This window comes from Prescottella equi (assembly GCF_020171745.1).
Classification (GTDB): domain Bacteria; phylum Actinomycetota; class Actinomycetes; order Mycobacteriales; family Mycobacteriaceae; genus Prescottella; species Prescottella equi_A.
Genome location: NZ_JAIVAH010000012.1, coordinates 252,501 through 276,905 on the forward strand (window position 1 = coordinate 252,501; position 24,405 = coordinate 276,905).

Consider the following 24,405-nt stretch of genomic DNA (forward strand, 5'->3'; position numbering starts at 1 on the left):
GGCTCGATGTCCGTACGAGCCGGGAGGGGGATGTGCATGATCGCGGAGAACCTCGGTCCGCTCCTCGGTACGAACATCATCGACAGCGTCTACTGGGCCTTCCAACAGGGAGCGACGTTCGGGAACGCGATCATGACGGGGCTCACCAGCGGACTCGTCAACGTCGTCACGACGATCGGAACGCTCGAACTCGGCTCGACCTTCACCAACACAGTCCCGGTGGTGCCCCCGCCCGTGTGACGGACGTGAAGCGGTACCACTCGTGAGGAACGACGGAGGTACGTATGATCACCGGATTCATCGGCCCCAACGCCGGCGCGACCGTCATCCAGGCCATCTACTCGGCCTTCCAGCAGGGTGCGACCATCGGCAACGCCGTGGTGACGGGAAACTGGGGCAACCTGATGGCGACCTTCGGCGTCTGGGAGTGGGGTTCGACGTTCAACAACCTCGGTCCGGGCGTCCTGCCGCTGGTCTTCTGAGTGCGCCACTGTGTCGCGACCTGCGGATCGGTACCCTGGTCGTGTGAGTGAAGCAGCGCAGAACCGTCCTGATCAGGCCCGAGGCGACAGTGCACCGGCCGCCGGCACCGTGACGACCGGGACTCTGGTCCGCGACGTCGCCCTCTACTCGGTGGCCCGACTCGCCCTCGTCGTCCTCCTGGCGGTCGTGATCCTCTTCGGCGGCAAGGCGTTCGGCGTGGACGTGCCGCTGATCGTGGCCGCGCTCTTCGCGGTCCTCATCGCGCTGCCGCTGTCGCTGGTCCTGTTCGCGAAGCTCCGCAAGAAGGTGAACTTGGACATTGCGTCGGTGGACGCGCAGCGACGGGCCGACAAGGCCGACCTGCACGCCAAGCTCCGGGGTGAGGATCGGCGGTGACGGCGGTCCTGGACCGTCGGGGTTCGCGGGCCTGGGTCGACAACGCCGTCCGTCTCATCGAGGCCGACGCGCAGCGCAGCGCCGACACCCACCTGCTGCGCTATCCGCTGCCGCCTGAGTGGAACGTCCAGCTGTATCTGAAGGACGAGTCCACCCACATCACCGGCAGCCTCAAGCACCGCTTGGCGCGGTCGCTGTTCCTGTACTCGATCTGCAACGGCTGGGTCGGTGAGGACACCACGGTGATCGAGGCCTCGTCCGGGTCGACGGCGGTCAGCGAGGCGTATTTCGCGAAGCTGCTCGGGCTGGATTTCGTCGCGGTTATGCCCGCGAGCACCAGCCCCGCCAAGATCGCCCTCATCGAGGCGCAGGGCGGACGCTGCCACTTCGTCGACGATCCGTCGACTATCTACGCGGAATCCCAGCGCCTGGCCGCCGAGACCGGCGGCCACTACATGGACCAGTTCACTCACGCGGAACGTGCGACCGACTGGCGCGGGAACAACAACATCGCCGAGAGCATCTTCACGCAGCTCCAGCAGGAGGACCATCCGATTCCGGAGTGGATCGTGGTCGGCGCCGGCACCGGGGGCACCGGAGCGACGATCGGGCGCTTCCTGCGGTATCGCAAGCTCGACACGGGGTTGTGTGTCGTGGACCCGGAGAATTCGGTGTTCTTCGACGCCTGGCGCAGCGGCGACTGCGCGACCGCCCCGACGTTCGAACGGGGCTCCCGGATCGAGGGGATCGGCCGGCCGCGGGTCGAGCCGTCGTTCATCGGCCAGGTGATCGACCGGATGGTGAAGGTGCCCGACGCCGGGTCCATCGCCGCGATGCGGCACGCCAGCGACGTGCTGGGGCGCAAGGTGGGAGGCTCGACCGGCACCAACCTGTGGGGAGCGTTCGGGCTCGTCGCCGAAATGCTCGGGCAGGGTCGTAGCGGCAGCGTCGTGACGCTGCTGTGCGACGGCGGTGAGCGGTACGCCGGAACCTACTTCGACGACGACTGGGTCGCGTCGGAGGGCATCGACCTGGCCGGCCCGGCCGCGGTGCTCGCCGAGTTCACCGCGACCGGGCGCTGGACGGCCTAGTCGTCCTCGCCGTCCGTGAGGTCGGGCGCCTCGATCGGCACGTGGCGGGTCATCACGACCCGCGGCCAGCGGTCGAGGCCGCGTTCGGCTTCGTGTTCGCGGATCGCCCGCAGTCCCGGCCCGAGATCCTCGTCGGCGACCACCGTGAACCCGAGGCGCGCGTAGTACGGCGCGTTCCACGGCACGTCCCGAAAGGTCGTGAGTGTCACCTCGGGAAGGCCGCGGTCCCGCGCCCACTGGTCGAGGTGGTCGATCAGGGCCGCGCCGATGCCGCGTCGGGCATGGTCGGGGCGGACCGAGATCTGTTCGATGTGGGCGGTGCCGTCCACCACCTCGACGAGACAGAAGGCGGCCGGAGGCTGCTTGCGCTGCCCCCACACCCACACGCGGCCCTCGGCGAGATGCGCCTCGAACAGCTCGAGCGGAGGCGCGTCGTCGTCGGCGACGGCCTCCATGCCGACGTCGCGGAAGGCTGCACCCGCGGCGACGTCGATCTCGGGGAGATACGCCAGGTCGGCGGGCTCGGCGAGTCGGATCACTCTCAGCCCTTGGAGACGACCTGCGAGGCGATCGCGGTGCCGGCCGCGACGACGCCGACGGACGGCCACGCGCCGATCTTCTTGGCGAGCGGGTGCGAGCCACCGAAGGCGCCGACGTAGGTGCCGAGCAGAGCCGCGGCCCGACCCGGTCCGGAGCTCTTGGCCCAGCTGTAGGTGCAGACGCCGCCGACCGCCGCGAGCACCACGCCACCGAGCTGGCGGTTTCCGGTCTGCCGTGCGACGGCGTAGCCGCCGACGAGTCCGGCTGCGGCGAGGGCGGAGGTGGCGGTCTTGTTCAGCATCGTGAGGTACTCCCGTTCCGGTGTCGTGATCGTTCGATTCGAGGCTACGACAGCCCGCCGTCCGCGCCGTCGGCAGAACCCCGCGGGCGCTGTTTCTCGATAGCCGGGAAACGGTCTGCACACGCCGTCACCTGCGGTCGATCATTGGCCGAATGTCACACGCGTTCAGTTCAACCGAACGCGTGTGACATCGGGCCAGGCGCCCACCCGCGAATCGAGGAGGAACCGTGTCTTCAGAAGCCACCCAGCAAGCGAAGTCGCCCCGGCCGGCGTTCAACCCCGGCCCGCTGCTCGCGGGCAAGAAGGCGATCGTCACCGGTGGCGCGCACGGTATCGGCGCCGCGATCGCCCGGTCGTTCGCCGCCCACGGAGCCCAGGTCCTCGTCGCCGACATCGACGCCGACGCGGCGCGGGCGCTCGAGTTCGATTCGGCGGCCGGGGGAGCGATCGAGGTGCTCGCGTACGACGTCCTCGACGCCACGGTGCCCGCGCGGATCGTCGAATTCGCCCCGGACGTCCTGGTGAACAACGCCGGTCACTTCCTGCGCCCGCCGCGTCCGTTCGCGGAGACCGAGCCCGAGTTCTGGTCGGAGATCGGCGGCATCAACCTCGACCACGTCCTGCGGCTCACGCACGCGGTGCTGCCGGGGATGGCCGAGCGCGGCCGTGGCGGCTCGATCATCAACCTCACGACCGTCGAGGCGCATCGGGCGATCCCGGGTCACTCGGTGTACGCGGCGTACAAGGCGGCCGTCACGCAGTTCAGCCGCAGCCTCGCGGTCGAGGTGGGGCGCATCGGTGTCCGGGTGAACGCGATCGCTCCCGACCTCATCGAGTCGGTGCAGGTGCCGTACACCGAGTGGCTCTCGGAGGAGGAGTGGGCCAAGTGGCCGACGTGGGCTCCGCTCGGCGGTCCGGGTCAGCCGGACGACGTCGCCGGCTCCGCGCTGTTCCTGGCGTCGGATCTGGGCCGCTACACGACCGGCACCACGGTGCACGTCGACGGCGGCACGTTCGCAGCCGGCGGCTGGTTCCCGAAGCCCGAGGGCGGCTGGACCAACCGGCCCCGCAACCCGTGATCGAAAACATGTCCCACTTTGCCGAAAGGTCGATCGTGTCCATCGACAAGCCCACGCTGAGTATCAACGTCCCCAACTTCGGCCCGCTGCTCGCGCAGGACGACTACGGCCGCTTCGTGCAGTTCTGTGTCGCCGCGGACCGCGCCGGCATCGACCGCATCATGGTCACCGATCACGTGGTGATGGGCTCGGACACTTCGGGTTACACGTGGTCGGCATTCCCCACCGAGCCCGACGCCGTGTGGCTCGAGCCGCTGACCATGCTGGCGCTGCTGGCCGGCAAGACCGAACGGGTGCGGCTGGGTACCGGCATCGTGATCGCGGCCCTGCGCGGTGGTGCGGTGCTCGCGAAGACGGCCGCGACGCTCGACCTTATCTCGGGCGGCCGTCTCGATCTGGGGGTCGGAACTGGTTGGCAGGCAAAGGAATACGAGGTCGCGGGGTTGGACTTCGCGAAGCGCGGTCCGCTGCTCGACGACGCCCTCGCAACCTGCCGGGCGCTGTGGTCGGGTGCCCCGGCGGCGGTGTCGACGCCGAGCCTGTCGTTCGACGACGCCTACTGCTCGCCCCGTCCGGCGCCGGGCCGCAGCATCCCGATCTGGGTGTCGGGTTCGCTGTCGAAGCCCGTCGTGCGCCGGGTGACGACGTGGGGCGACGGCTGGATCCCGATCATGGGCGCCACCGACGAGGACCTCGCGGCGGGTACGGCGCTGCTCCGCCGCAGTTTCGAGGACGCCGGGCGTGATCCGCAGTCGCTGCAGGTCCGCGGTCGGCTCGTCGTGGAGCGCGCCGCGGACGGTTCGATCGACGTCTCCCGGACGATGGACGGCGCCGAGGCGCTGGTCGCGAGCGGCGCGACGGATCTGATGATGGCGGTCGCGGGGATCGACGCCGATCCGGACGTGACCGAGGCCGTCCTGCCGGAGCTGGTCGCGGCATTCCGGGCGCGTCTGCACTGATCGCGTTCACCGGCGGTACACAACCTACGCAACCGTAGGTTGTGTACCGTGGTGGGTCAGGTGGGGGGCATCCGAACGAGAGGCGTGCCATGATCCGGCCAGAAGTGACGCTCGAGAACTACGAGGACGTCTACCGCTTCTACCTGGATCACCAGCAGAACCGGTTCCTCGCTCGGGCCGCGTATGCCGCGCTGGGCGCGCGCTTCCGGCCGCGGATCAGCTACGCCGACGGCGCCCGCTCCCAACTGCAGGAGTTGCTGCGCAGCGGAACCCGGCTGATCGTCGTCGCCAACCACCTCACCGATCGGGACCAGTACACGCTCGCGGCGACGGCTTGGCGCACGCCGCTGCGGCCGGTGATCGGACGAACCCGGGTGCTTGCGAAGGACGAACTGTTCGCCGGCCCGAGGATGCGCCGCGCGATCGACATGATGGGCTCGATCCCGGTGTTCCGCGGCAAGGACCACGGGCTGCGGGCCGTCGCCGACGCCGGCCGCGCGATGATGGACGTCTCGGCCGAACGCCTGCACCGCGGAGACGTTCTCGCGATCTTCCCCGAGGGCACGTGCAACGACGGGGACCCGGCGCGTATCCAGCAGATCAACAGCGGCGTCGGGCACATCGCGGTGAAGGCGCGCAAGCTCGGATCCGAACCCGCGCTCCTCGCTCTGGGAATCAGCTACCACCCGGACCGCCCCGCCGACGTCTTCGTCTCGTGCCCGGTCGTGGATCTCCCGACGACGCCCATGAACATCACCCGCACGGTTGCGGCCGAAATGCAGGCCGCGGTGGACGGGGCGATCGCCGCCGACGCGAGCGGTCAGCGGACGCCGTCGCGGTAGGTCTCGACACAGCCGTCCGCGAAGCGCTTCCGGTCGAGTTCGCCCACCTGGATGACGCCGCCGCGGTACCAGATCTGCGTCGTCGCAGACAGTTCCGCGCCCTGGGTGCACCACTGGGCCAGATCGTGATCGCTGGGGTCGGCATGGTTGATCTGCTTGTACATGACGGCCTGGCTGGAGCCGTATTCTCGGCCTGCTCGCACGGAGGCGTCGTCCCCGACTGCCGTTCGGCCGGCCACCACGCCGACCACCAGCAGCAACACTCCCGCGCAGACGGCCATGAGCCAATTGGCGCGGCGCGCGGTCATTGGGTGGATGTTAGTCGGGAATGGGTGGGATCTACGTGATTTCCCGTTCCCGGCATTGGTCACGTTTCGATGACGGTGCGTTCGGGGACGGCCGACGCGTTCGGCCGTCGCCCCGCCGTGGCCGTGGCAGGCTGTGGGAATGGAGCAGACGATGCACGCCTTCTTCTCGGCACTCGACCGCCTCGTCGGCGGGGCGTCGCTGCACATCGACCGGCCCCGCGGCGGTGCGCATCCGCGGTTTCCCGAAGTGATCTATCCGGTCGACTACGGCTACCTCGAAGGCACGAGCGGGGGCGACGGTGAGGGCGTCGACGTGTTCCGGGGAACCGCGTCCGGTGCCGGCATCGTCGGGATCGTCCTCACCGCCGACCTGACCAAACGTGATGTCGAGGTGAAGATCCTGCTCGACTGTTCGCCCGACGAGGTCGAGGCGATCGAGCATCTGCTGCACGAACGTCTCCGCCTGAACGCCAGCCTCGTCCGCCGGGAGTGACGGCGACTCCGCCGGTTCTCCGCGGCACGCGATCCGTGCCAGCATGAGGGAATGACATTCCTGATACGCCTGGTGATCAACGCGGTCGCCATCTGGCTCGCGTCGCAGTGGGTGAGCGGCATCTCCATTGCGGATTCCGGCGAGGGCACCGGCACGGACATCCTGATCATCCTCGGCATCGCGCTGGTGTTCACCGTCGTGAACGCGTTCGTGAAGCCGTTCGTCCAGTTGCTGTCGTTGCCGCTGCTCATCCTCACCCTGGGCCTGTTCACCCTCGTGATCAACGCGCTGATGCTGCTGCTCACGTCGTGGATCAGTTCGCAGACCGAATGGGGCCTGAGCGTCGACGGCTTCTGGACCGCGGTGTGGGGCGCGATCATCATCTCGGTGGTGAACTTCGTGCTCAGCGCCCTCGTCCCGGACAAGAAGTGACATGACGATCAGACGGGTCGTCCCGGACATCCGAGCGGCATCGATGGATGCCAGCCGAGACTTCTACGGTGCGCTCGGGTTCGCCGAGGTGATGAACCAGGGGTGGGTGATGACGATGGCATCGCCGTCGAATCCCACCGCTCAGGTGACGTTCCTGCGCGAGGACGCGACCGCGCCGGTGCACCCCGACCTGAGCATCGAGGTGGACGACGTGGACGCCGTGCACGACGCGATGGTCGCTCGCGGCGCGACCATCGTCCACCCACTGCAGGACGAGGAGTGGGGCGTGCGACGGTTCTTCGTCCGCGATCCGGACGGCAAGATCGTCAACGTGCTCGGGCACCGCGCCGAGCACGGCTGACGAACGGCTGCGAACGACTCAGCCGAGGCCCAGCGCCAGACCGGTGGCCGTGGCCCACACCAGCATCGACTGTCCCGTGACTGCGAGGGCGGGGATCAGTGCGGGGCCGCGGCCACCGCTGCGCACGGGCGCATTGGCCTTGATCGCCAACGGAAGCGCCAGGAGTCCGACGAGGGCCCACGGCGTCCGCGCCACCAGCGCGAGGGTCACCACGAACGGCACCACCAGCAGCGCCAGGTGCAGGGCTCGGGTCCGGGTGTCTCCGAGTTTGACTGCGAGCGTGATCTTCCCGGACTCGGTGTCGGTGGGGATGTCGCGCAGGTTGTTCGCCACCAGCACCGCGCTCGAGTACGAGCCGACGGCGATCGCCGCGAGCAGGCCCGCCCAGTCGACGCGGCCGGCCTGCACGAATTCGGTGCCGAGCACCGCCACCAGGCCGAAGAACACGAACACCGCGATCTCACCGAAACCGCTGTAGCCGTAGGGCTTCTTGCCGCCCGTGTAGTACCAGGCGCCCAGGATGCACACCGCGCCGACGAGGATCAGCCACCACGCCGACACGAGGGCGAGCGCGATACCGGTGACTGCGGCCACCGCGAAACATCCCATTGCGGCGGCCTTCACCGACGCCGGTGACGCCAGTCCCGATCCCACCAGGCGCAGCGGGCCGACCCGCTCGTCGTCCGTGCCGCGGATGCCGTCCGAGTAGTCGTTGGCGAAGTTGACGCCGATGATCAACGCCAGCGAGACGACCAGCGCGAGCAGCGCCTTCCACCACACCGCGCCGTCGAGGGACGCCGCCGCGCCGGTACCGGCGAACACCGGTGCGATCGCGTTCGGGAGGGTGCGCGGCCGGGCGCCCTCGATCCACTGCGAGACAGAAGCCATGTGGCGATCCTTTCACCTCCGCCGAATCGGGTGGCCGCACGGTCGGGTGCTCCCATAGGCTGAGCGCCGGTGCAACCAGTGACGAGGGATTCCGAGACTCCGGCACCCACAGGACCGCCGGTAGAAGTGGCCCTGCTGGGTGACGTCGCCACACGCCGGAACGGCGTCCTGGTGTCGCTGCCCGGCCCGCGGGCCCGCAGCCTGCTGGTCGCGCTCGCCCGGCGTCCGGGACACAGTCGCAGCGCGTCCGCCCTCGTCGAGGACGTGTGGGGTGACGCCCCGCCCAAGTCGCCGGCCAATGCCCTGCACACCCAGATCTCCCGGTTGCGCTCGGCGCTGCCCGACGGCGCCGTCGAGGCCGGCCCGGCGGGCTACCGGTTGACGCTCGCACCGGAGCAGGTCGACCTGACCAGAGCGCGGCTGCTGGCGCGGCAGGCGGGCCGGCAGCACGCGGACGGAGACCAGTCGGGCGCGCTCGAGGCCGTGCGGGAGGCGCGAGGGCTGTGGCGCGGCGAACCCGGCGCCGACCTGCCCGACGGCGACCTCGCCGACGATCTGGCGACGGAGGCTGCGGCACACCGGAACGCCCTCGACGCCGTCGAACTCGCGGCCCTCGTCGCCTCCGGGCGGTACGACGACGCGTTGCCGATCGCGCGGGCCGCGGCCGGGTCGTCTCCCCTGGACGAGGGGGCGCACGCGCTGCTCATGGAGTGCCTGCACGGCTCGGGACGGCCGAACGAGGCGCTCGAGGTGTTCGCAGGACTGCGCGGCAGGCTCACGGACCGTCTGGGCGTCGACCCGTCGGCCCGCCTGATCGATCTCAACGCGACGATCCTGCGCGGTGGACGCGGGGCGGCGGCGGCGGCGGTCGACGACGAACCGGCCGGCGCAGCGGAGCGGACGACGCGTCTGCTGCCCAACAGAATCGGGCTCCGGGCCGCCCCCAATCCGCTGCTGGGGCGCACGACCGATCTGGCTGCCCTCGAGCTGCTCGTGGCGTCGTCGCGCGTCGTGACGGTCCTCGGACCCGGTGGCACCGGCAAGACCCGGGTGGCGCACGCTCTCGGCGACGAGGTCGCGAGGCGGATGCCGGTGGCCCTCGTCGAACTCGCCCCGCTGCGCAGCGGCGAGGACCTGATCGCGGCCATCAGTGGCACCCTCGGCCTGAGCGAGAACGATCTCACCCCGGGCGGACTCACCCGCACCCGCATCCACGACGCACGGCAGCGCCTGCGGGACGCGCTGTCCGCCAGGCCGATGCTGCTGATCGTCGACAACTGTGAGCATCTGATCGACGACGTAGCGGACGTGGTGTCGGATCTCATCTCTGCGAGCCCGCACCTGACGGTCCTCGCCACCAGCCGGGCTCCGATGGCGATCACCGCCGAATCGGTGTACCCGTTGCCGCCGTTGGCGATCGGCGACGACGGATCTCCTGCGATCGAGCTGTTCCGGGCGCGGGCGCTCGCGGTGCGACCCTCGGTGCGCCTGGACCGCGCCGAGGTGGAGCGACTGTGCCGCACGCTCGACGGCCTGCCGCTCGCGATCGAACTCGCCGCCGCCCGGGTGCGCACGATGAGCGTCGAGGAGATCAACGCCCGCCTCGTCGACAGGTTCGCGCTGCTGCGCTCCGGGGACCGGACGTCCCCCGCACGGCACCGCACCCTGCACGCGGTGATCGAGTGGAGCTGGAACCTGCTCGAGGATCCGGAACGGGCTGCGCTGCGCCGATTGTGCCGGTTCCCGGGCGGTTTCACCGCGGACGCCGCGGAGGCGGTCGCGCAGTGGGGCGAGATCGTCGATGTCGCCGATGCCCTCGAGGGGCTGGTGAACCAGTCGATGCTGTCGGTGACGGAGAACTCCGAGACGGTGGGTCTGCGCTACCACATGCTCGAGACCGTGCGGGAGTTCGGTGAGGAGCAGTCGGACGGCAACGAGGCGGCCGAGGTACTTGCCCGGACGGTCGACTGGGCGGAGCGGTTCTCGCGAGAGGCGTTCGGCGACTTCATGTCCGGTCGGCAGATTGCCGCCGCGCACCGGGTCGAGGCCGAGCACGACAACCTGCTCGCGGTGCTGCGCTACGCGTACTCGGAGCAGCTCGTGCGCGCCGTCTTCACGATCTTCCCGGTGATCGGCGGCATGTGGTCGATGCGGGGCGCGCACTCCGAGGTGTTCACGTGGGTGCCGAGGCTTCTCGAATTCGACACCCCCGAGGACGTTCCGGGTGACCTCCTGGCGGCGGTGTACGTGCTCGCCGCCTCCCACATGGCGATGGGTGGCAACCAGCGGGCGGTCGCGATCGCCCGTACCCGACTGCGCCGACTGCTCGCCACTCGGACCGACATCAGTGAGTCGTCGCGGATGTACGCGAGGCTGCTGCTGGTCCCCGGCTCGGGCCGTGGCCTGGCGCGGATGCTTGCGAATGCAGTTCGTTCACCCGATCCCGGGGCGCGCAGTTCCGCGTTGGTCGCGCGGGCCAATCTCCGGGAGAACAACGGGGATCTCTTCGGCTCCGAGTCCGACGCCCGACGGGCACTCGTCCTCGCGGAGGAGTCGAACGACAGTTGGGGCTTGGCGATGGTGTGCCAGCACCTGGGCAGCCTGTACGCCCAGTCCGCGAGCTACGGCGAGGCGATCGGGTACTACCGGCGTTCGGCCGAGATCCTGTGGGAGATGCACCTGTACGACGAGAGCCTGCAGGTGCGGGGTTTCCTGGTGGCGGCTCTGATCGGTGCGGGCCGGATCGCCGACGCGCGTGCCGAACTCGCGTCGCTCGCCCCGGCACAGGCCGGAGCATCGAGCGGTGGCCCCAGCAGCGATCACGACGTGCACAACCAGGCCGCGTTGGCCGCGAGCACCGCGGAGGCCGACCTCGCCGCCGGTGCCGTCGATGCGGGGCTGGCCGAGTATCGCCGGGCGGCCGGGTACGCCGGTGACCTCGACGGCGACCTCCCGGCCGATCCGTTCGAGATGATGGTGGTGTCCGGTGTCGTGGACGCACACGTGCTCGCGGGACGCCTGGAGCCGATCTCCGAGCTGGCACTGCGGCTCGAGGCGGTCGCGACGGCGCGCCTCGGTTCCCGGGGCTACCCGGACCTGCCGCAGACCGGGGCGGTGGCCTGCGCCGTCGGCAGCTTCCACATCGCCACCGGCCGCGGCGCCGTCGAACGCGGAATTCGGTTGCTCGCCCTGGCGACGAGAGTGCGTGCACGGCAGGACTATCCGTCGATGCGACTCGATCGTCACCTCGACGCGGCTCGCGCGGTCCTCGGGGACGACGCCGTCGCGGCGGCGCTGGAGTCCTCGCGGAGGACGTCCCGCGCCGCCGCGCGCCGGGAGATCCTCGATCTCCTGGTGTCGGGCAGTTCGTGACCGGTCAGGCCTTGCGCATGTAGATTCGCACGGTCAACGGAGCCATGACCGCGACGATCACCGCGGCGCCCAACAACGCGTACACCGCGTGGATGCCGAAGTGGCCGTCGTTCGCGAGATCGCGGACGGCCGTGACCAGATGCGAGACGGGGTTGACGTTCACGAACGCCTGCATCCAGCCCGGCATCGTGTCCGAGGGCACGAAGGCGTTGGACATGAAGGTGAGCGGGAACAGGATCATCATCGAGGTGCCCTGCACGGAAGCGGCCTTGCTCATCAGCACGCCCATCAGCGCGAAGATCCAGCTGATCGCGAACGCGCACACCATGATCAGTAGCGCCGCACACACGACGCCGACGACGCCGCCACCCGGGCGGTAGCCCATTGCGAGGCCGACGACGAGCGTGATGGTCGTCGCGATCAGGTACCGGCCGATGTCGGCGATCAGTGCGCCCGACAGCGGTGCGATCCGGGCGATCGGTAGCGACTTGAACCGGTCGAACACGCCCTTGTCCATGTCCTCGCGCAACTGGGTGCCCGTCACGATCGACGCCGTGATGACGGTCTGCACCAGGATGCCCGGGATGATGATCGGCAGGTACGACTTCACGTCGCCGGAGATCGCACCGCCGAAGATGTACGTGAACATGAACGTGAAGATGATCGGCTGGATCACCACGTCGAACAGTTGCTCGGGGTTGTGCTTGACCTTCAGCAGACCGCGGTAGGCCAGCGTGAAGCTGTGCGCGATCGCTTCGCGCAGGCCGATGCGCTCGGTGGCCTCGATGGTGCGGGTGTTCGCCTGCCGCGCAGGCGAAGTGAGGGTGGTCGTCATGCGGCGCTCCCTTCGGTCTCGGCGGTCTCGTGACCGGTGATGGTGAGGAAGACCTCGTCGAGGCTGGGCTTGGAGACGGTGATCTCGTCGACGGCGATCGAATGGTCGCGCAGCCGTACGAGGAGGTCTGCGGTGATCGACGGGTCCGCGAGCGGTGCCGTGATGCGTCCCGACTCGGGGGTCACGGTCGCGTCGAGGCCCAGCGCCGCGGAGATGAGCGTCCGAGCCTCGTCGATCCGGTCGCGGTCCGCGACCGTCAGTTGCAGCGCCGAGGTTCCCACGGACGCCTTGAGTTCGTCCGCGGTGCCGTCGGCGATGACCTTGCCGCGGTCGATCACGGCGATCCGGTCGGCCAGCTGATCGGCCTCGTCGAGGTACTGGGTCGTCAGCAGCACGGTCGAACCTTCGGCGACGAGCCGGCGGATCGTGTCCCACATCTGGGCGCGGGTCCGCGGATCGAGACCGGTGGTGGGCTCGTCGAGGAACAGCAGCGGGGGACGGGCGATGAGGCTGGCGGCGAGATCGAGACGTCGGCGCATGCCGCCGGAGAAGTTCTTCAGCGGCTTGGAGGCGGCCTCGGTGAGCCCGAACTCCTCGAGGAGTCCGGTTGCCTTGCGCTTGGCGTCGCCGCGGCTCAGACCCAGCAGCCGGGAGAAGATCACGAGATTCTCTGTCGCGGTGAGGTCCTCGTCGACCGAGGCGTACTGACCGGTGACGCCGACGAGGGACCGGACGGCCGTCGATTCGCGGACGACGTCGCGGCCGAAGATCCGGGCCTCGCCGCCGTCGGGCCGCAGGAGGGTCGCGAGCATGCGGACGGTGGTGGTCTTGCCGGCGCCGTTGGGTCCCAGCACGCCGTACACCGCGCCGGTCGGCACGGTGAGGCTCACGCCGTCGACCGCGCGCTGCTGCCCGAAGGTCTTGACGAGCCCGACGGCCTCGATGGCCGGGGGTGAGGTGTCGAAGTTCATGAACTCACAGTGGCGGCACCCGCTTGCAGCGGCCTTGCGCCCGGCTTGCACGCTGGTCACACGGAAGAAGCCGGGGCCGCGGTGTACGACACCACGGCCCCGGCTCCCGGGGAAGTGCAGGTTACTTCAGCAGGCCACCGAGCAGACCGCCCAGGTCGAAGTCGCCGAGGCTCCCGGTGAGGCCACCGAGATCGCCGAGGCTGCCGAGCGGGTTGCCGATCGTGACGAGCGACGGATCCCCGAGTGCGGGCTGGGTGGGATCGCCGGCAGAGACGCAGCCGCCGATGAACGCGTAGATTCCGTCGTTCAGTGCCGGCGTGGTGTACGTCTTGGTCTGTCCGGCGGTCACGCCGTCGACGCCGCTGGTCCAGGACACGAATCCGGGCTCGAGGAACTTGGTGGGATCGTCCATCAGCGCCGGCACCTTGGAAGAGTCGATCGCGACGGCGGTGCAACCACTGTACGGGTCGAGGTTCGGGTTGGTGAGCGTGACGGACACGACGTTGCCGTCGACCGCGGTCTCCAGCGTCGGCGGCACGAGCGGCGTGGGCTCGGCGGATGCGAGTGCGGGAGCGGCCAGGGCGGCGGCCGCGGCGACGGCGAGGCCGGCGGCGGCACGGGTGAGGACAGCGGTGGCGTTGGTACGCATGGTCGTGGCCTTTCGGGGTGGTAGGGGAGCGGCGCCTTGATCAACGGTTCGTTCGAACCGGGGCCTCGATCAAGATCGCCTGCGGCACAGCATCGACGGTGAACCCGGATTTGGCAAGCGAATCGGAAGAATCGAATCCGGTACGAACGTACCGTTCTGCAGATGAAACAATGCGCGGCGGCTCGGACATCCCCGACTGGTGTCCGAACCGCCGCGCACGACTGGGTGATCCCCTACTGCGCCGGCTGTGAGGAGCCGGCGGAGATCGCGTCGATCAGGCTGTCGAACGCGCCCGTCGTGACGAAGTCGATGATGTTCTGGAACGCGCCGTTCTGGAGGCTGCCGAACATGGCGTTGTCCGGAACGGAGACGATCGGCGCCTTGCTGACCTTCGGATTGGACGGATCGGCGCTCGAAGCGCACTCGCCGAAGGCTGCATACGCGCCGTTGTTCAGGTCCGGCGTGGTGAACGTCTTGGTGCTCGACGCGGCCACCCGCTCCGCCGGGGCCGTGCGGTAGGCCGCGAACCCGGGCTGGAAGAGCTTGGAGGGATCGGCTTCGAGCTCGGTGATCTTCGTGGCCATCACGACCACCGCACCGCACGTCACGGTGGCGTCGGTGTTGGTGTTCTGCACGGAGACCGAGACGGTGTTGCCCGCCACGGACGTGTTCACGATCGGTGCCTTGACGACGGGCGTCGCGCCGGCCAGGGCCGGTGCGACGATTCCGGCGGCGGCAATAGCGGCAACACCGATAGCGCTGCGGCCGAGCAGGTTTCGTGCTCGTAGGTTCATTCACTACCCCTTGTTGGAAAAGTCCATGCGAAGAGTGACCGCGGCGCCTTGTCCCCGACATCCAAGATCACTTGCGAAAGCATCTGGCCTGCGGCAGGTTTCTGCAACAGATAGCCAGTGTGAAAGTAAGGAATTTCCCAGGTCGGAGTGCGCTAAGAATAGTTCTTACCGGTCGGTAACGACAGGTGATCAGCGGAAATCTGTGTCGTTTCAGCCCTTTCGGGCATTCGTAACGATTTCATCTCGGTCTGTCGAGGGTCTGGACTTTTCAATTGCTTGTTCAACTACCTGTGCGGAGCACGTCAAGCGGTGTGCGCTGAGCGAGAATTCGGCCCTGCGTGGCTCGGGAGGGTCGCTGACTCCGATGCTTCGACGCCTACCTGTTCCAGGCTGATCGCAGCGCCTCGCGATCCACCTTCCCCGGACCCCGCAACGGCAACGTGTCGATCAGTCGAACCTCCCGTGGCGCCGCCGTGGGATCGAGTGCGGCGCTCACGTGGGCGCGCAACTCTGCGGCGGTCGGCACGTACCCGTTCTCCGGAACGACCGCCGCCACGACCCGTTGTCCGAGACGGTCGTCGGGCACTCCCAGGACGGCGCATTCCCGCACCGCCGGGTGCTCGACGAGCACCGACTCCACCACCTGGGGGACGACGGTGAGCCCACCGGTCGAGATCGCCTCGTCGAGCCGGCCGCGGATCGCGAGAACTCCGTCGGCGAGGGTTCCGGCGTCGTCCGTCCGGAACCAGCCCGGCTCCGCGAACGCGGGGTGGCCGGGCAGGCCGCGGTAACCCGAGGCGATCATGGTTCCGCCGAGCAGCACCCGGCCGTCGTCGCCGATCCGGACCTCCGCGCCGTCGAGCGGCACGCCGTCGTACACGCAACCGCCGCAGGTCTCGCTCATGCCGTACGTCCGCACGACCCGGATACCCGCATCCAGGGCTCTGCGGAGCAGTGGCGCGGGTGTCGCGGCGCCACCGAGCATGACCGCGTCGAGGTCGGCCAGTGCGGCGGCGGCCTCCGGGTGGTCGAGGGCCTTGACCAACTGTGTGGGCACGAGGGACGTGTAGCGGCGCGGCCCGGTCATCGACGCGATCGCCACGGGCAGCGCGGACGGATCGAAGCCTCCCGTCACGTCGATGATCACCGGGGCGGTGCCCGCGAGGACGCCGCGGAGCAGAACCTGCATCCCGGCGATGTGGTGAGCGGGCAGTGCCAGCAGCCACGCGCCGGGGCCGCCGAGGCGCCGATGCGTCGCCTCACCGCTGGCCCGCAATGCGCGCGAGGTGAGGAGCGCGCCCTTCGGCACCCCGGTGGTGCCCGACGTCGCCATCACGAGTGCCACGTCGTCGGCGTCGGGAACGTCGTCGATGGATTCGCCGGGGCGCAGGGCGTCCGTCAGCCGGGCGCTCTCGCGGGCATCGCCCTCCGGCATCGGGAGCAGCGGCGGGCCGTCACCGCGCAGCGCGCGCTCGAGTCGCGGCAGGATCGACTCGAGCACGGAGCCGGTAGGGATCGGGAGCGGATGCAGCAGCGAACTCACCCGTCGATCGTTTCACGGAGGACCGGGGCCCGCCCGAGAGGTCAGGCGGGTGGGGGACCGGCGAGCGGCCAGCCCCCGGCCGCGAGGTGGGAGCGCACACGATCGACGTCGGACTCGAGCGGCATCTCGTTCGTGATCTTGGTGATCAGGACCTGGATGTCGGTCTTCGAGATCGGAAGGTCGCCGTTCTCGACGAGAGCCGCGGTCACCAGATCGACCTCATCTTCCGAGAGTCGGCGGGTGAGGAGTGCGAACAGCGGGACGTAGTCCTGCTCGGGCACGCCGTTGGGGTATCCGGCGCGCAGCCAGTCGATGATCGAGGAGAGAAACGGAGGCAGGCTCAATGGTGCTCCTGAACTCGGTCCGTCAGCTCCGGGTATCCGGTGCTTCCTTGTCTGCTTCGCTCTTGTCTGCTTCTTCGTCGCCGACGACGGGCCAGCCCCCCGCGACGAGGCGTTCGGTGACGCGGCAGATGTCTTCCTCGGTGGGTTCCTCGTGGATGACACCCGCGATGATGCTCTTCAGTGCGTCGTAGTCGACGTGTCGATCGGGATGCTCGTGGGCCGTCGCGATGGACAGTTCGACGATCTGCCCGATCTCTTCGTCGGTGAGTCGCCGTCCCAGCACGGCGAGTAGAGCGAAGTGATCCTTCGCCGGAATGCCCTCCGGATAGCCGGCGCGGAGCCAGTCGAGTACCGAGCGGAGCGAATACTTGCTGTTCACGGGTGCGATCACTTTCACGAAGGAGCGGGGGTGGGGTGGGTTGGGGCCCCGCTCAGAAGACGTGGATGCCGAAGCTGCTTGCCAGGAAGCCCTGCATCAGCATCAGTATCCCAGCGATGATCGCGATCAGCACGACGGCGAAGCACGCCACCGCACCGACCTTGCCGGCGGTCGTCGCCGTCGACGTCCCGTCCGGGTTCGTCCGCGCACCCGCGGACAGGGACTTGAGCCCCAGTGCGAAGACGGCCGGCAGGCCCGCACCGAGGAGCAGCCCCACGAGGACGACCTGCCACAGCGAGTTGGCGGTCTGCGTCAGTAGATCCATTGGTCGTCTCCTCTCAGGTGTTGCTGTGGGTGGCGGTGTCGGTGTCGGCCTTCAGCCCCGATCCGGCGTCCACGTCCTCGGCTCCGGGCGCCAGCCCGTCCTCCCACTCCGCGTTGACGTTGGTGGGATCGATCGGCTGGCGGCGCGAGCGCAGGTACATGAAGACCGACAGGGCCACGAGGAGAGCGAAGACGACGAGCACGCCCGGGAGTCCGCCGATCAAGTGGGCCAATGCCCAGCAGATCGCGCCGACGATACCGGCGGACGGGAGGGTGATCAGCCACGCGACGGCCATCCGTCCGGCCACGCCCCAGCGGACCTCCGCGCCCCGGCGTCCCAGCCCGGTGCCGAGGATCGACCCGGTCGCGACGTGGGTGGTGGACAGCGGCAGCCCGAGATGGCTCGACGTGAGGATGATCGCGGCCGACGACGACTCGGCGGCCATGCCCTGCGGCGCGGCGATCTCGACGAGGCCCTTGCCCAGGGTGCGGATGATGCGCCAGCCGCCGAGGTAGGTGCCGAGTGCGATCGCGACGGCGCAGCTGAGCTTGACCCAGAACGGCATCTCGGCGTCCGCGGAGATGGAACCGTGCGCGACGAGCGCCAGGAAGATCACGCCCATCGTCTTCTGGGCGTCGTTGGTGCCGTGTGCCAGGGAGACGAGTGATGCGGTGCCGACCTGGCCGATGCGGAAGCCTTTGCCCTTCGTGTCGTCCGGGACGTCACGGGTGATGCGGTAGATCAGCTTGGTGCCTACCGCGGCGACGAGCGCCGCGACGACGGGGGCCAGCAGCGCGGGCAGGATGACCTTGCCCATCACACCGTTCCACTCCACGCCGCTCATACCGATCGAGGCGATGGCGGCGCCGATGAGGCCGCCGAAGAGCGCGTGCGACGAACTGGACGGCATGCCGAACAGCCATGTCGCGAGGTTCCAGAGAATGCCGCCCACGAGGCCGGCGAAGACGATCAGCAGTAGATCCTCACCGCCGACGGTCCCGAGGTTGACCACGCCTTTCGCGACGGTGGCCGCGACCTCGACGGAGAGGAAAGCGCCGATCAGGTTGAGGGTTGCAGAGAGTGCCACTGCGACCTTCGGTCGAAGTGCGCCGGTGGCGATGGAGGTGGCCATCGCGTTTCCGGTGTCGTGGAAGCCGTTCGTGAAATCGAAAGCGAGGGCAGTGACGACCACTACCAAGAGAACGACGAGCTCTGCGGTCACAACCGAATTGTGCGTATCGAAGGCGCAAAAGTACAGCGAGCAACCGGCGAACAGACGGTGCGCATCACCACATTCTGCTATCACCTCGCACGACGGTCGCCGGAGTGTGTCGACACTCACGTTCCGGAATCGGTGTGTCGGGCCTCACTGGATGGTCCCACTCACCGGGATCGGCCCCCGGTCGACAATGTGACGCTCGTTACGGTCCTCGCCACCGGGAGCTCATCGTCCCGGTGACCGAAGTTTCGCGGAGGTCGGTGGTGGGATGACGGCGGCGGTCGGGGCGCGCCGTTCCCTTCCTTCTTTACCTAAGCAAAGTATTTGCCTTACCTAGTTTTTGCGAAAGGCCCGGGTGGGTTCGCATGCGGTGTCATCGCCGCAGCTCCGACCGGATTTCGCTCTGTTGGTTCGACCCCGGCCCGGTCGCACGGGCACTGAGAAGGAGAAACACCGACCGTGAAGAGAAACAAGACAGCCAAGCTGGTCGTGGCGCTCGCCGCGACCGCGGCCCTGGTCTCGGCCTGTTCCGGCGACCGCGGCGGCGACGCCGTCGTTCCGGGCAGCGGCGACTCGGGCAACAGCAAGTCCACGTCCTCCGCGGACGTCGAGTTCGGCACGCTGGCCTCCCCGTGCGGCGAGGGCGACGCGAAGGGCGCGACCGAACAGGGCGTCTCCGACACCGAGATCAAGATCGGTTACGGCGACGACCGCGGCTACGCCAAGAGCCCGGGCCTCAACAAGGAGATGTCCGACGCCGTCAGCGCGATGATCAAGTGGTGCAACGAGCAGGGCGGCATCAACGGCCGCAAGATCGTCGGCACCAATTACGACGCCGCGATGACGCAGGCCAACGCCGTGATGCAGGACTCGTGCCGCTCCGACTTCATGATGGTCGGCCAGGGCTTCGCGATGGACGCCACCTCGGAGCAGACGCGCGTGGCCTGCAACATGGCCACCGTGCCGGGCTTCACCGTGTCCCCGGACGCCGCCAACGGCCCGATGTCCTACCAGGGCGTGCCGTTCCCGGTCGACATCGCCAACGCCTCCGCCTGGTTCCAGATGGGCGAGATGCACCCCGACATGAAGAACGACTTCACGCTCATCGGCTCGACGATGCCCGCGATCATCACGTCGCTGGCCAAGACGTCGTCCATGGCGAAGGCCGCCGGCTTCAATCTCAAGGACTGCGGTGTCGTCCTCAACTACGAGGGTGAGGCGAGCTACGTCCCGTTCGCCGAGAAGATCAAGCAGTGCGGCGCCAAGGGCATGTGGACCTCGCGTTCGCCGGTCCCGAACGAGTTCAACTTCTTCAAGGCCGTCGACCAGGCCGGTCTCGATCCGATCATCTTCGGTGAGGCCACCTGGTACGCCAACTCCGCGCAGGCGTTCAACAAGGACAGCGGTCTGCTCGACAACCTGAACGCCGGCATGGTGTTCCAGATGCTCGAGAACGGCAACGATCCCGCCGTCAAGCAGTACAAGGACCTCGTCACCGCGGGCGGCGGCAAGACCGCGCTGCTCGGCATGCAGGCCACGTCGTCGTTCCTGCTGTGGGCCAGCGCGGCCAACGAGTGTGGATCGGACCTGACCCGTCAGTGCGTCATCAACGAGCTGTCGCAGATCCACGACTGGGACGGTGGCGGTCTGCACGCGTCGACCGACCCGGGCGCCAACATCCCCGCCCAGTGCGGCCTCATGGTCTCGCTGAAGGGGGCCGAGTACACGCAGGCCTTCCCCGCCGACAAGGGCGAGTTCAAGTGCGACCCGCAGTACCTGGTCAAGACCGACAAGGGCACGTGGGGCACCGAGCTCAATGCGGACCGCGTCGCCACCAAGTACCTGAACCCCAACGTGATCACGCCCAAGGCCTGATCCAGCCCCGCCGTCCGGCCGACACCCACAGGTGATCGACCGCCGGCACCAACGATCCCACCGATGAACGCGGCGCCCCGGGCTACCGCCCCGGGGCGCCGCGTCCATCCTTACTGGAACTCAGAGGGTTTCCAGATGGACACATTCGTGACGTTCACGATCCTGGGTCTCGTCCTGGGCTCGGTGTACGCAATCGCCGCCTCCGGGCTGGTACTCACCTACAACACGTCCGGCATCTTCAACTTCGCGCACGGCGCGCAGGCGATGCTCGGTGCTTTCCTCTACTGGCAGTTCCGCTACGGCTGGGGCATGCCGACGCCGTTGGCGCTGCTCCTGACGATCGGTGTCGCCGGCCCGCTGATGGGGCTTCTGCTGTACGCGCTGATCATGCGCGGCCTGCGTGACACCGCCGAGGTCACCAAGATCGTCGTCACGGTGTCGATCCTTCTCGGTGGCGTGTCGCTCTCGCACTGGTTCTGGCACCCCGAGGACCCGCGGACCGTCAAGATGTTCTTCGGCGACGACAGCCGTTTCTCGTTCTTCGGCGCCACCGTGCACATGCACGAACTGATCTGCCTGATCGCCGCCGTGCTGATCGCCGTCGGCCTGCGCTTCCTGTTCACCCGCACCCGCCTGGGCGTCTCGATGCGCGGCGTCGTCGACGATCCGGACCTGCTGCGCCTCAACGGTCACAACCCCGAGCGCATCGCCGCCTTCTCGTGGGCCCTCGGCTCCACGCTCGCGGTCGTCGCCGGCATCCTGATCACCCCGATCAGCGGTGGCACGCTCGAGGCGAACCTGCTGACCCTGCTCGTGATCGATGCGTTCGCCGCCGCGATGTTCGGCCGACTGCGCAGCATCCCGCGCACGTTCGTCGGTGCGATCGTCCTCGGCCTCGCCGGCACCTACGTGCTGGGCTACTTCCCGTCCGAGTGGACGTGGACCTCCAACCTGCGTGTCTCGCTGCCGATGATCGCGCTGTTCGTCGTCCTCATCGTGCTGCCGCAGGACCGCCTGCGCGGCGCCGCCGTCCGTACCCGAGAGCGGTACACGGTTCCGAGCGTGCGCAAGGCCGTCGCGTGGGGCGCCGCGCTCCTGGTGATCGTCTACATGGTCCGACTGCTCATGGTCGAGTCTGCGATCACCACGCTCACCCTGGGCATGTCGTTCGCGATCATCGCGCTGTCGCTGACCCTGCTCACCGGCTATGCGGGCGAGATGAATCTCGCGGTGGTCTCGTTCGGCGCCATCTCGACGATCGTCGCCTACCACTTCGGTACGTCGGGCAGCGGCCTGGCGACCCGGTTGACGCTGTGGGGCCTGATCATCGGCACCCTGGTCGCGGCGGTCATCGGTGGCCTCGTCGCGCTGCCGGCCCTGCGCCTGCGCGGGCTGTACCTGGCCCTCGCGACGATGGCGTTCGGTGTGTTCCTCAGCAACATGGTGCTGCGCGACACCACCGAGCACGAACTGTTCGGCGTCAAGTTCTCGCTGTTCACCGGCGGCAGCCTGTCGATCCCGCCGCTGAAGGTCGGGCCGCTCGACCTGAGTAACCAGACGGCGTTCCTCATGACGGTCACCGCCATCTTCACGGTCCTGGCGATCGGTGTCGTCGCGCTCCGCAACAGCGGATACGGACGCCGCCTCGCCGCCATGAAGGACAGCCCGGCCGCGGCCGCGATGCTCGGCCAGAACCTGGTCAAGCTCAAGCTGAGCGTCTTCATGATCTCGGCTGGCATCGCCGGACTGGGCGGCATCCTGATGTCGAGCGCGATCGGCGCGGTCTCGAACGAGAACTTCTCGATCATGATCAGCCTCACGATCCTGATGCTCACCGTCGTCGCCGGTATCGGCTACGTGACGGGCGCGCTGTTCGGCGGACTCATGGCCGGCGTCGGCTTCGCCGTGATCATGGTGTCGTTCAACAACCTCGGCGCGGCACAGCCCGAACTCGAAGGGCTGTGGACGTTCATGGGCCACCTGGCCGCCGTCAGCCCCGCGCTGATCGGTCTCGGCGTCGGCAAGAACCCGTCCGGCACGGTCCACGACGTCCTCGAGGGCTACCGCCATCTGCGCAACGCCAAGCCGGTTCTCGTAGGTGGCGCGGCCGTCGTGGCGATCGCCTACGTGCTCTCCCTGACCGGTGTTCTCGGCAACTGGTGGTTCGCGACGATCACGATCGTCACGGTGTTCATGCTCCCGGTCGTCGGCCCGATGTTCATGCCGGAGGCCGTGCTGGGTCCCGAGGCGGCCGCGGCCAAGCGGGGCACCCCGCCCGAGGAGATCGGCATCGACGAGGCCTACGCCGAGGATCGTCTGGCCGAACTCGACCGCGAACTGGGCCTGCCGGCCGTCGTCACCGAGCACACCGCGGTGGCACAGTTCGGCGAGCCGTCGTCCGCCGCGAAGCCGAAGGAGGCGATCGTCCATGCCTGACACCCCCATCCTCGAAACGCGTGGGATCACCGTCAAGTTCGGCGGCAACGTCGCCGTCAACGACGTCAGCATCACCGTCGAGAGCGGCGCCATCACGGGCCTGATCGGTCCGAACGGCGCCGGCAAGACGACGCTGTTCAACACCATCACCGGTCTGCAGAAGCCGGCGTCGGGCAAGATCCTGCTCGACGGGCACGACGTCACGCGGCTGTCGCCCGCCAAGCGGGCGAACCGCGGTCTGGCCCGCACCTTCCAGCGACTCGAGTTGTTCCTGTCGCTGTCGGTGCGGGACAACATCCGGGTGGCCGGCGACATCCACCGGTCGAACACCCGCAACCGCATCGACGTCGACGCGGAGACCGACCGCATCCTCGAGCTCACCAAGCTCACCGATGTCGCCGACAAGGACGTCTCCGACATCCCGACCGGACGGGCTCGCGTCGTCGAGGCGGCGCGCGCGCTGATGACGTCGCCGCGCCTGCTGCTGCTCGACGAGCCGGCCTCCGGTCAGACCGAGCAGGAGACCGAGGACTTCGCGGAACTGCTGCAGCAACTCGCGGCGGACGGCCTCGCGATCTGCCTGGTCGAGCACGACATCCCGCTGGTGATGAAGCTGTGCAAGCACATTCACGTGCTCGACTACGGCGCCGTGCTGGCGTCGGGCAGCGCGGAACAGGTTCGCGACGATCCGGCCGTGATCGCCGCGTACATCGGCACGGCAGAGGAGGCGGTGTGATGTCGACGATGACGACGAACGCGGCGGAAGCGCCGGGCGGCCGCCACGAGGAGCCCACGCCGCTACTCGAATTGTCCGGTGTCCGAGCCGGATACGGGCCGATCGAGGTCCTGCACGGCGTGGACCTGGTGGTCGCGCCGGGCACCGTGATGGCACTGCTCGGACCCAACGGTGGCGGCAAGACCTCGACGCTCAAGATCTGCTCGGGGATCCTGCCGATCACTCAGGGCGAGCTTCGGATGGCCGGCCGGTGCGTCAACGGCGCCGAGGCGTCCGACCTCGCCAAGCTCGGCGTGTGCTCGATCCCGGAGGGTCGCGGCATCTTCGCGAACCTCACGGTTCGCGAAAACCTCTGGATCGCAACGGGAACCGGATCGGGTCTGGCGAAGCTCGAGGAGATCGCCTACAACCGGTTCCCGATCCTGGGCAAGCGCAAGAACCAGCTGGCCGGATCGATGTCCGGCGGTGAGCAGCAGATGCTGGCGCTGTCCCGGGCACTCGGCACCGATCCCACCGTGCTGCTGCTCGACGAACTGTCGATGGGTCTGGCCCCGCGGATCGTCTCGCAGATGTACGACATCGTCGGCCAACTGGTCGACGAGGGTCTGACGATCCTCGTGGCCGAGCAGTTCGCCCGCGCCGTGCTGCCGATCGCCGATCGGGCAGCGCTCATGCTCCACGGACGAGTGGTCCGCGTCGGGGCACCCGACGAAATCGAGAACGAACTTTCCAACAGCTACCTAGGAGGATGACG

28 protein-coding genes are annotated in these 24,405 nt (G+C 68.5%); 15 read left to right on the top strand and 13 right to left on the bottom strand.

Translation table 11 applies throughout. The features are described from left to right. Positions 1 to 36: 36 nt before the first annotated feature. Genes LCL87_RS09980 through cds1 form a run of 4 tightly spaced genes read left to right on the top strand, consistent with a single transcriptional unit; the run spans position 37 to position 1,970 of the window. Positions 37 to 240, top strand: coding sequence for a PTS sucrose transporter subunit IIBC (locus LCL87_RS09980; RefSeq protein WP_225019158.1), 204 nt, complete (start codon positions 37 to 39; stop codon positions 238 to 240). A 44-nt stretch (positions 241 to 284) separates the two neighbouring features. Then, entirely contained in the window at positions 285 to 482 is a 198-nt protein-coding gene (locus LCL87_RS09985) for a metal ABC transporter permease (protein ID WP_225019160.1), read from the top strand. Positions 483 to 525: 43 nt separating this feature from the next. Next, positions 526 to 879 carry a DUF4229 domain-containing protein gene (locus tag LCL87_RS09990; protein ID WP_225019162.1) on the top strand — a complete coding sequence of 118 codons (354 nt, stop codon included), beginning with the start codon at positions 526 to 528 and terminating at the stop codon, positions 877 to 879. After that, on the top strand, positions 876 to 1,970 hold the full coding sequence (cds1, locus tag LCL87_RS09995; protein ID WP_225019164.1) for an L-cysteine desulfhydrase Cds1: 1,095 nt from the start codon (positions 876 to 878) through the stop codon (positions 1,968 to 1,970). Before LCL87_RS09990 ends, cds1 begins: the two co-directional genes overlap by 4 nt. Here the strand turns inward: cds1 and LCL87_RS10000 are convergent. Beyond that, positions 1,967 to 2,509, bottom strand: a complete 543-nt coding sequence (locus LCL87_RS10000) for a GNAT family N-acetyltransferase (protein WP_225019166.1) — start codon at positions 2,507 to 2,509, stop codon at positions 1,967 to 1,969. The two genes, cds1 and LCL87_RS10000, sit on opposite strands and share 4 nt — an antisense overlap. A 2-nt stretch (positions 2,510 to 2,511) precedes the next feature. Further along, complete coding sequence (locus LCL87_RS10005; RefSeq protein WP_225019168.1) at positions 2,512 to 2,811, bottom strand: hypothetical protein; 300 nt, start codon at positions 2,809 to 2,811, stop codon at positions 2,512 to 2,514. A gap of 227 nt (positions 2,812 to 3,038) precedes the next feature. Here LCL87_RS10005 and LCL87_RS10010 point away from each other — a divergent pair, with 227 nt between their 5' ends. The 3 genes from LCL87_RS10010 to LCL87_RS10020 all read left to right on the top strand — a co-directional run bounded on the left by LCL87_RS10010 (position 3,039) and on the right by LCL87_RS10020 (position 5,691). Continuing rightward, positions 3,039 to 3,890, top strand: a complete 852-nt coding sequence (locus tag LCL87_RS10010; protein WP_225019170.1) for an SDR family oxidoreductase — start codon at positions 3,039 to 3,041, stop codon at positions 3,888 to 3,890. An 8-nt stretch (positions 3,891 to 3,898) separates the two neighbouring features. Further along, positions 3,899 to 4,849 (top strand): TIGR03619 family F420-dependent LLM class oxidoreductase, encoded by a 951-nt coding sequence (locus LCL87_RS10015; RefSeq protein WP_237691941.1) that lies wholly within the window; start codon positions 3,899 to 3,901, stop codon positions 4,847 to 4,849. Positions 4,850 to 4,938: 89 nt separating this feature from the next. Continuing rightward, a complete protein-coding gene (locus tag LCL87_RS10020; RefSeq protein WP_225019172.1) occupies positions 4,939 to 5,691 on the top strand; it encodes a lysophospholipid acyltransferase family protein in 753 nt (250 codons plus the stop codon). On the opposite strand, the gene LCL87_RS10025 is transcribed toward LCL87_RS10020, so the two are convergent. After that, entirely contained in the window at positions 5,670 to 5,999 is a 330-nt protein-coding gene (locus LCL87_RS10025; protein WP_225019174.1) for a succinate dehydrogenase, read from the bottom strand. The two genes, LCL87_RS10020 and LCL87_RS10025, sit on opposite strands and share 22 nt — an antisense overlap. A gap of 139 nt (positions 6,000 to 6,138) precedes the next feature. Between LCL87_RS10025 and LCL87_RS10030 the strand changes: the two genes are divergently transcribed. The 3 genes from LCL87_RS10030 to LCL87_RS10040 are packed head-to-tail and all read left to right on the top strand — an operon-like array spanning position 6,139 to position 7,285. Next, positions 6,139 to 6,492 carry an inorganic pyrophosphatase gene (locus LCL87_RS10030; protein WP_225019176.1) on the top strand — a complete coding sequence of 118 codons (354 nt, stop codon included), beginning with the start codon at positions 6,139 to 6,141 and terminating at the stop codon, positions 6,490 to 6,492. 51 nt (positions 6,493 to 6,543) lie between these two features. After that, positions 6,544 to 6,924 (top strand): phage holin family protein, encoded by a 381-nt coding sequence (locus tag LCL87_RS10035; RefSeq protein ID WP_225019178.1) that lies wholly within the window; start codon positions 6,544 to 6,546, stop codon positions 6,922 to 6,924. A gap of 1 nt (position 6,925) precedes the next feature. Continuing rightward, positions 6,926 to 7,285: a VOC family protein gene (locus LCL87_RS10040; RefSeq protein WP_225019179.1), complete on the top strand. Its 360-nt coding sequence runs from the start codon at positions 6,926 to 6,928 to the stop codon at positions 7,283 to 7,285. 18 nt (positions 7,286 to 7,303) lie between these two features. On the opposite strand, the gene LCL87_RS10045 is transcribed toward LCL87_RS10040, so the two are convergent. After that, entirely contained in the window at positions 7,304 to 8,173 is an 870-nt protein-coding gene (locus tag LCL87_RS10045; protein ID WP_225019181.1) for a 1,4-dihydroxy-2-naphthoate polyprenyltransferase, read from the bottom strand. A gap of 126 nt (positions 8,174 to 8,299) precedes the next feature. On the opposite strand from LCL87_RS10045, the gene LCL87_RS10050 reads away from it, so the two are divergent. Beyond that, positions 8,300 to 11,545, top strand: coding sequence for a BTAD domain-containing putative transcriptional regulator (locus LCL87_RS10050; RefSeq protein WP_225019183.1), 3,246 nt, complete (start codon positions 8,300 to 8,302; stop codon positions 11,543 to 11,545). Between the two features lie 4 nt (positions 11,546 to 11,549). Here the strand turns inward: LCL87_RS10050 and LCL87_RS10055 are convergent, their stop codons facing one another. The 9 genes from LCL87_RS10055 to LCL87_RS10095 all read right to left on the bottom strand — a co-directional run bounded on the left by LCL87_RS10055 (position 11,550) and on the right by LCL87_RS10095 (position 18,607). Next, the gene (locus tag LCL87_RS10055; protein ID WP_225019184.1) at positions 11,550 to 12,380 is read right to left on the bottom strand and encodes an ABC transporter permease; all 831 of its coding nucleotides are present in this window, start codon (positions 12,378 to 12,380) and stop codon (positions 11,550 to 11,552) included. After that, the gene (locus LCL87_RS10060) at positions 12,377 to 13,351 is read right to left on the bottom strand and encodes an ATP-binding cassette domain-containing protein (RefSeq protein WP_225019185.1); all 975 of its coding nucleotides are present in this window, start codon (positions 13,349 to 13,351) and stop codon (positions 12,377 to 12,379) included. Before LCL87_RS10060 ends, LCL87_RS10055 begins: the two co-directional genes overlap by 4 nt. A 121-nt stretch (positions 13,352 to 13,472) precedes the next feature. Then, the gene (locus LCL87_RS10065) at positions 13,473 to 14,000 is read right to left on the bottom strand and encodes a hypothetical protein (RefSeq protein WP_225019186.1); all 528 of its coding nucleotides are present in this window, start codon (positions 13,998 to 14,000) and stop codon (positions 13,473 to 13,475) included. Positions 14,001 to 14,233: 233 nt separating this feature from the next. Beyond that, the gene (locus LCL87_RS10070) at positions 14,234 to 14,794 is read right to left on the bottom strand and encodes a hypothetical protein (RefSeq protein ID WP_225019187.1); all 561 of its coding nucleotides are present in this window, start codon (positions 14,792 to 14,794) and stop codon (positions 14,234 to 14,236) included. A gap of 376 nt (positions 14,795 to 15,170) precedes the next feature. Beyond that, positions 15,171 to 16,337, bottom strand: a complete 1,167-nt coding sequence (menE, locus tag LCL87_RS10075) for an o-succinylbenzoate--CoA ligase (RefSeq protein WP_225019188.1) — start codon at positions 16,335 to 16,337, stop codon at positions 15,171 to 15,173. Positions 16,338 to 16,378: 41 nt separating this feature from the next. Beyond that, on the bottom strand, positions 16,379 to 16,681 hold the full coding sequence (locus tag LCL87_RS10080; protein WP_225019189.1) for a DUF3349 domain-containing protein: 303 nt from the start codon (positions 16,679 to 16,681) through the stop codon (positions 16,379 to 16,381). Between the two features lie 22 nt (positions 16,682 to 16,703). Then, positions 16,704 to 17,072 carry a DUF3349 domain-containing protein gene (locus tag LCL87_RS10085; RefSeq protein WP_225019190.1) on the bottom strand — a complete coding sequence of 123 codons (369 nt, stop codon included), beginning with the start codon at positions 17,070 to 17,072 and terminating at the stop codon, positions 16,704 to 16,706. Between the two features lie 40 nt (positions 17,073 to 17,112). After that, a complete protein-coding gene (locus LCL87_RS10090) occupies positions 17,113 to 17,385 on the bottom strand; it encodes a hypothetical protein (RefSeq protein ID WP_225019191.1) in 273 nt (90 codons plus the stop codon). A 13-nt stretch (positions 17,386 to 17,398) separates the two neighbouring features. After that, the gene (locus LCL87_RS10095; RefSeq protein ID WP_225019193.1) at positions 17,399 to 18,607 is read right to left on the bottom strand and encodes an inorganic phosphate transporter; all 1,209 of its coding nucleotides are present in this window, start codon (positions 18,605 to 18,607) and stop codon (positions 17,399 to 17,401) included. 456 nt (positions 18,608 to 19,063) lie between these two features. Here LCL87_RS10095 and LCL87_RS10100 point away from each other — a divergent pair, with 456 nt between their 5' ends. From LCL87_RS10100 to LCL87_RS10115, 4 genes are all read left to right on the top strand, one after another. Then, on the top strand, positions 19,064 to 20,479 hold the full coding sequence (locus LCL87_RS10100; protein ID WP_225019194.1) for an ABC transporter substrate-binding protein: 1,416 nt from the start codon (positions 19,064 to 19,066) through the stop codon (positions 20,477 to 20,479). 135 nt (positions 20,480 to 20,614) lie between these two features. Next, positions 20,615 to 22,915, top strand: coding sequence for an ABC transporter permease (locus tag LCL87_RS10105; RefSeq protein WP_225019196.1), 2,301 nt, complete (start codon positions 20,615 to 20,617; stop codon positions 22,913 to 22,915). Continuing rightward, entirely contained in the window at positions 22,908 to 23,651 is a 744-nt protein-coding gene (locus LCL87_RS10110) for an ABC transporter ATP-binding protein (RefSeq protein WP_225019198.1), read from the top strand. The genes LCL87_RS10105 and LCL87_RS10110 overlap by 8 nt, the downstream gene beginning before the upstream one ends. Further along, entirely contained in the window at positions 23,651 to 24,403 is a 753-nt protein-coding gene (locus LCL87_RS10115; RefSeq protein WP_225019200.1) for a branched-chain amino acid ABC transporter ATP-binding protein, read from the top strand. Before LCL87_RS10110 ends, LCL87_RS10115 begins: the two co-directional genes overlap by 1 nt. Positions 24,404 to 24,405: the final 2 nt, after the last annotated feature.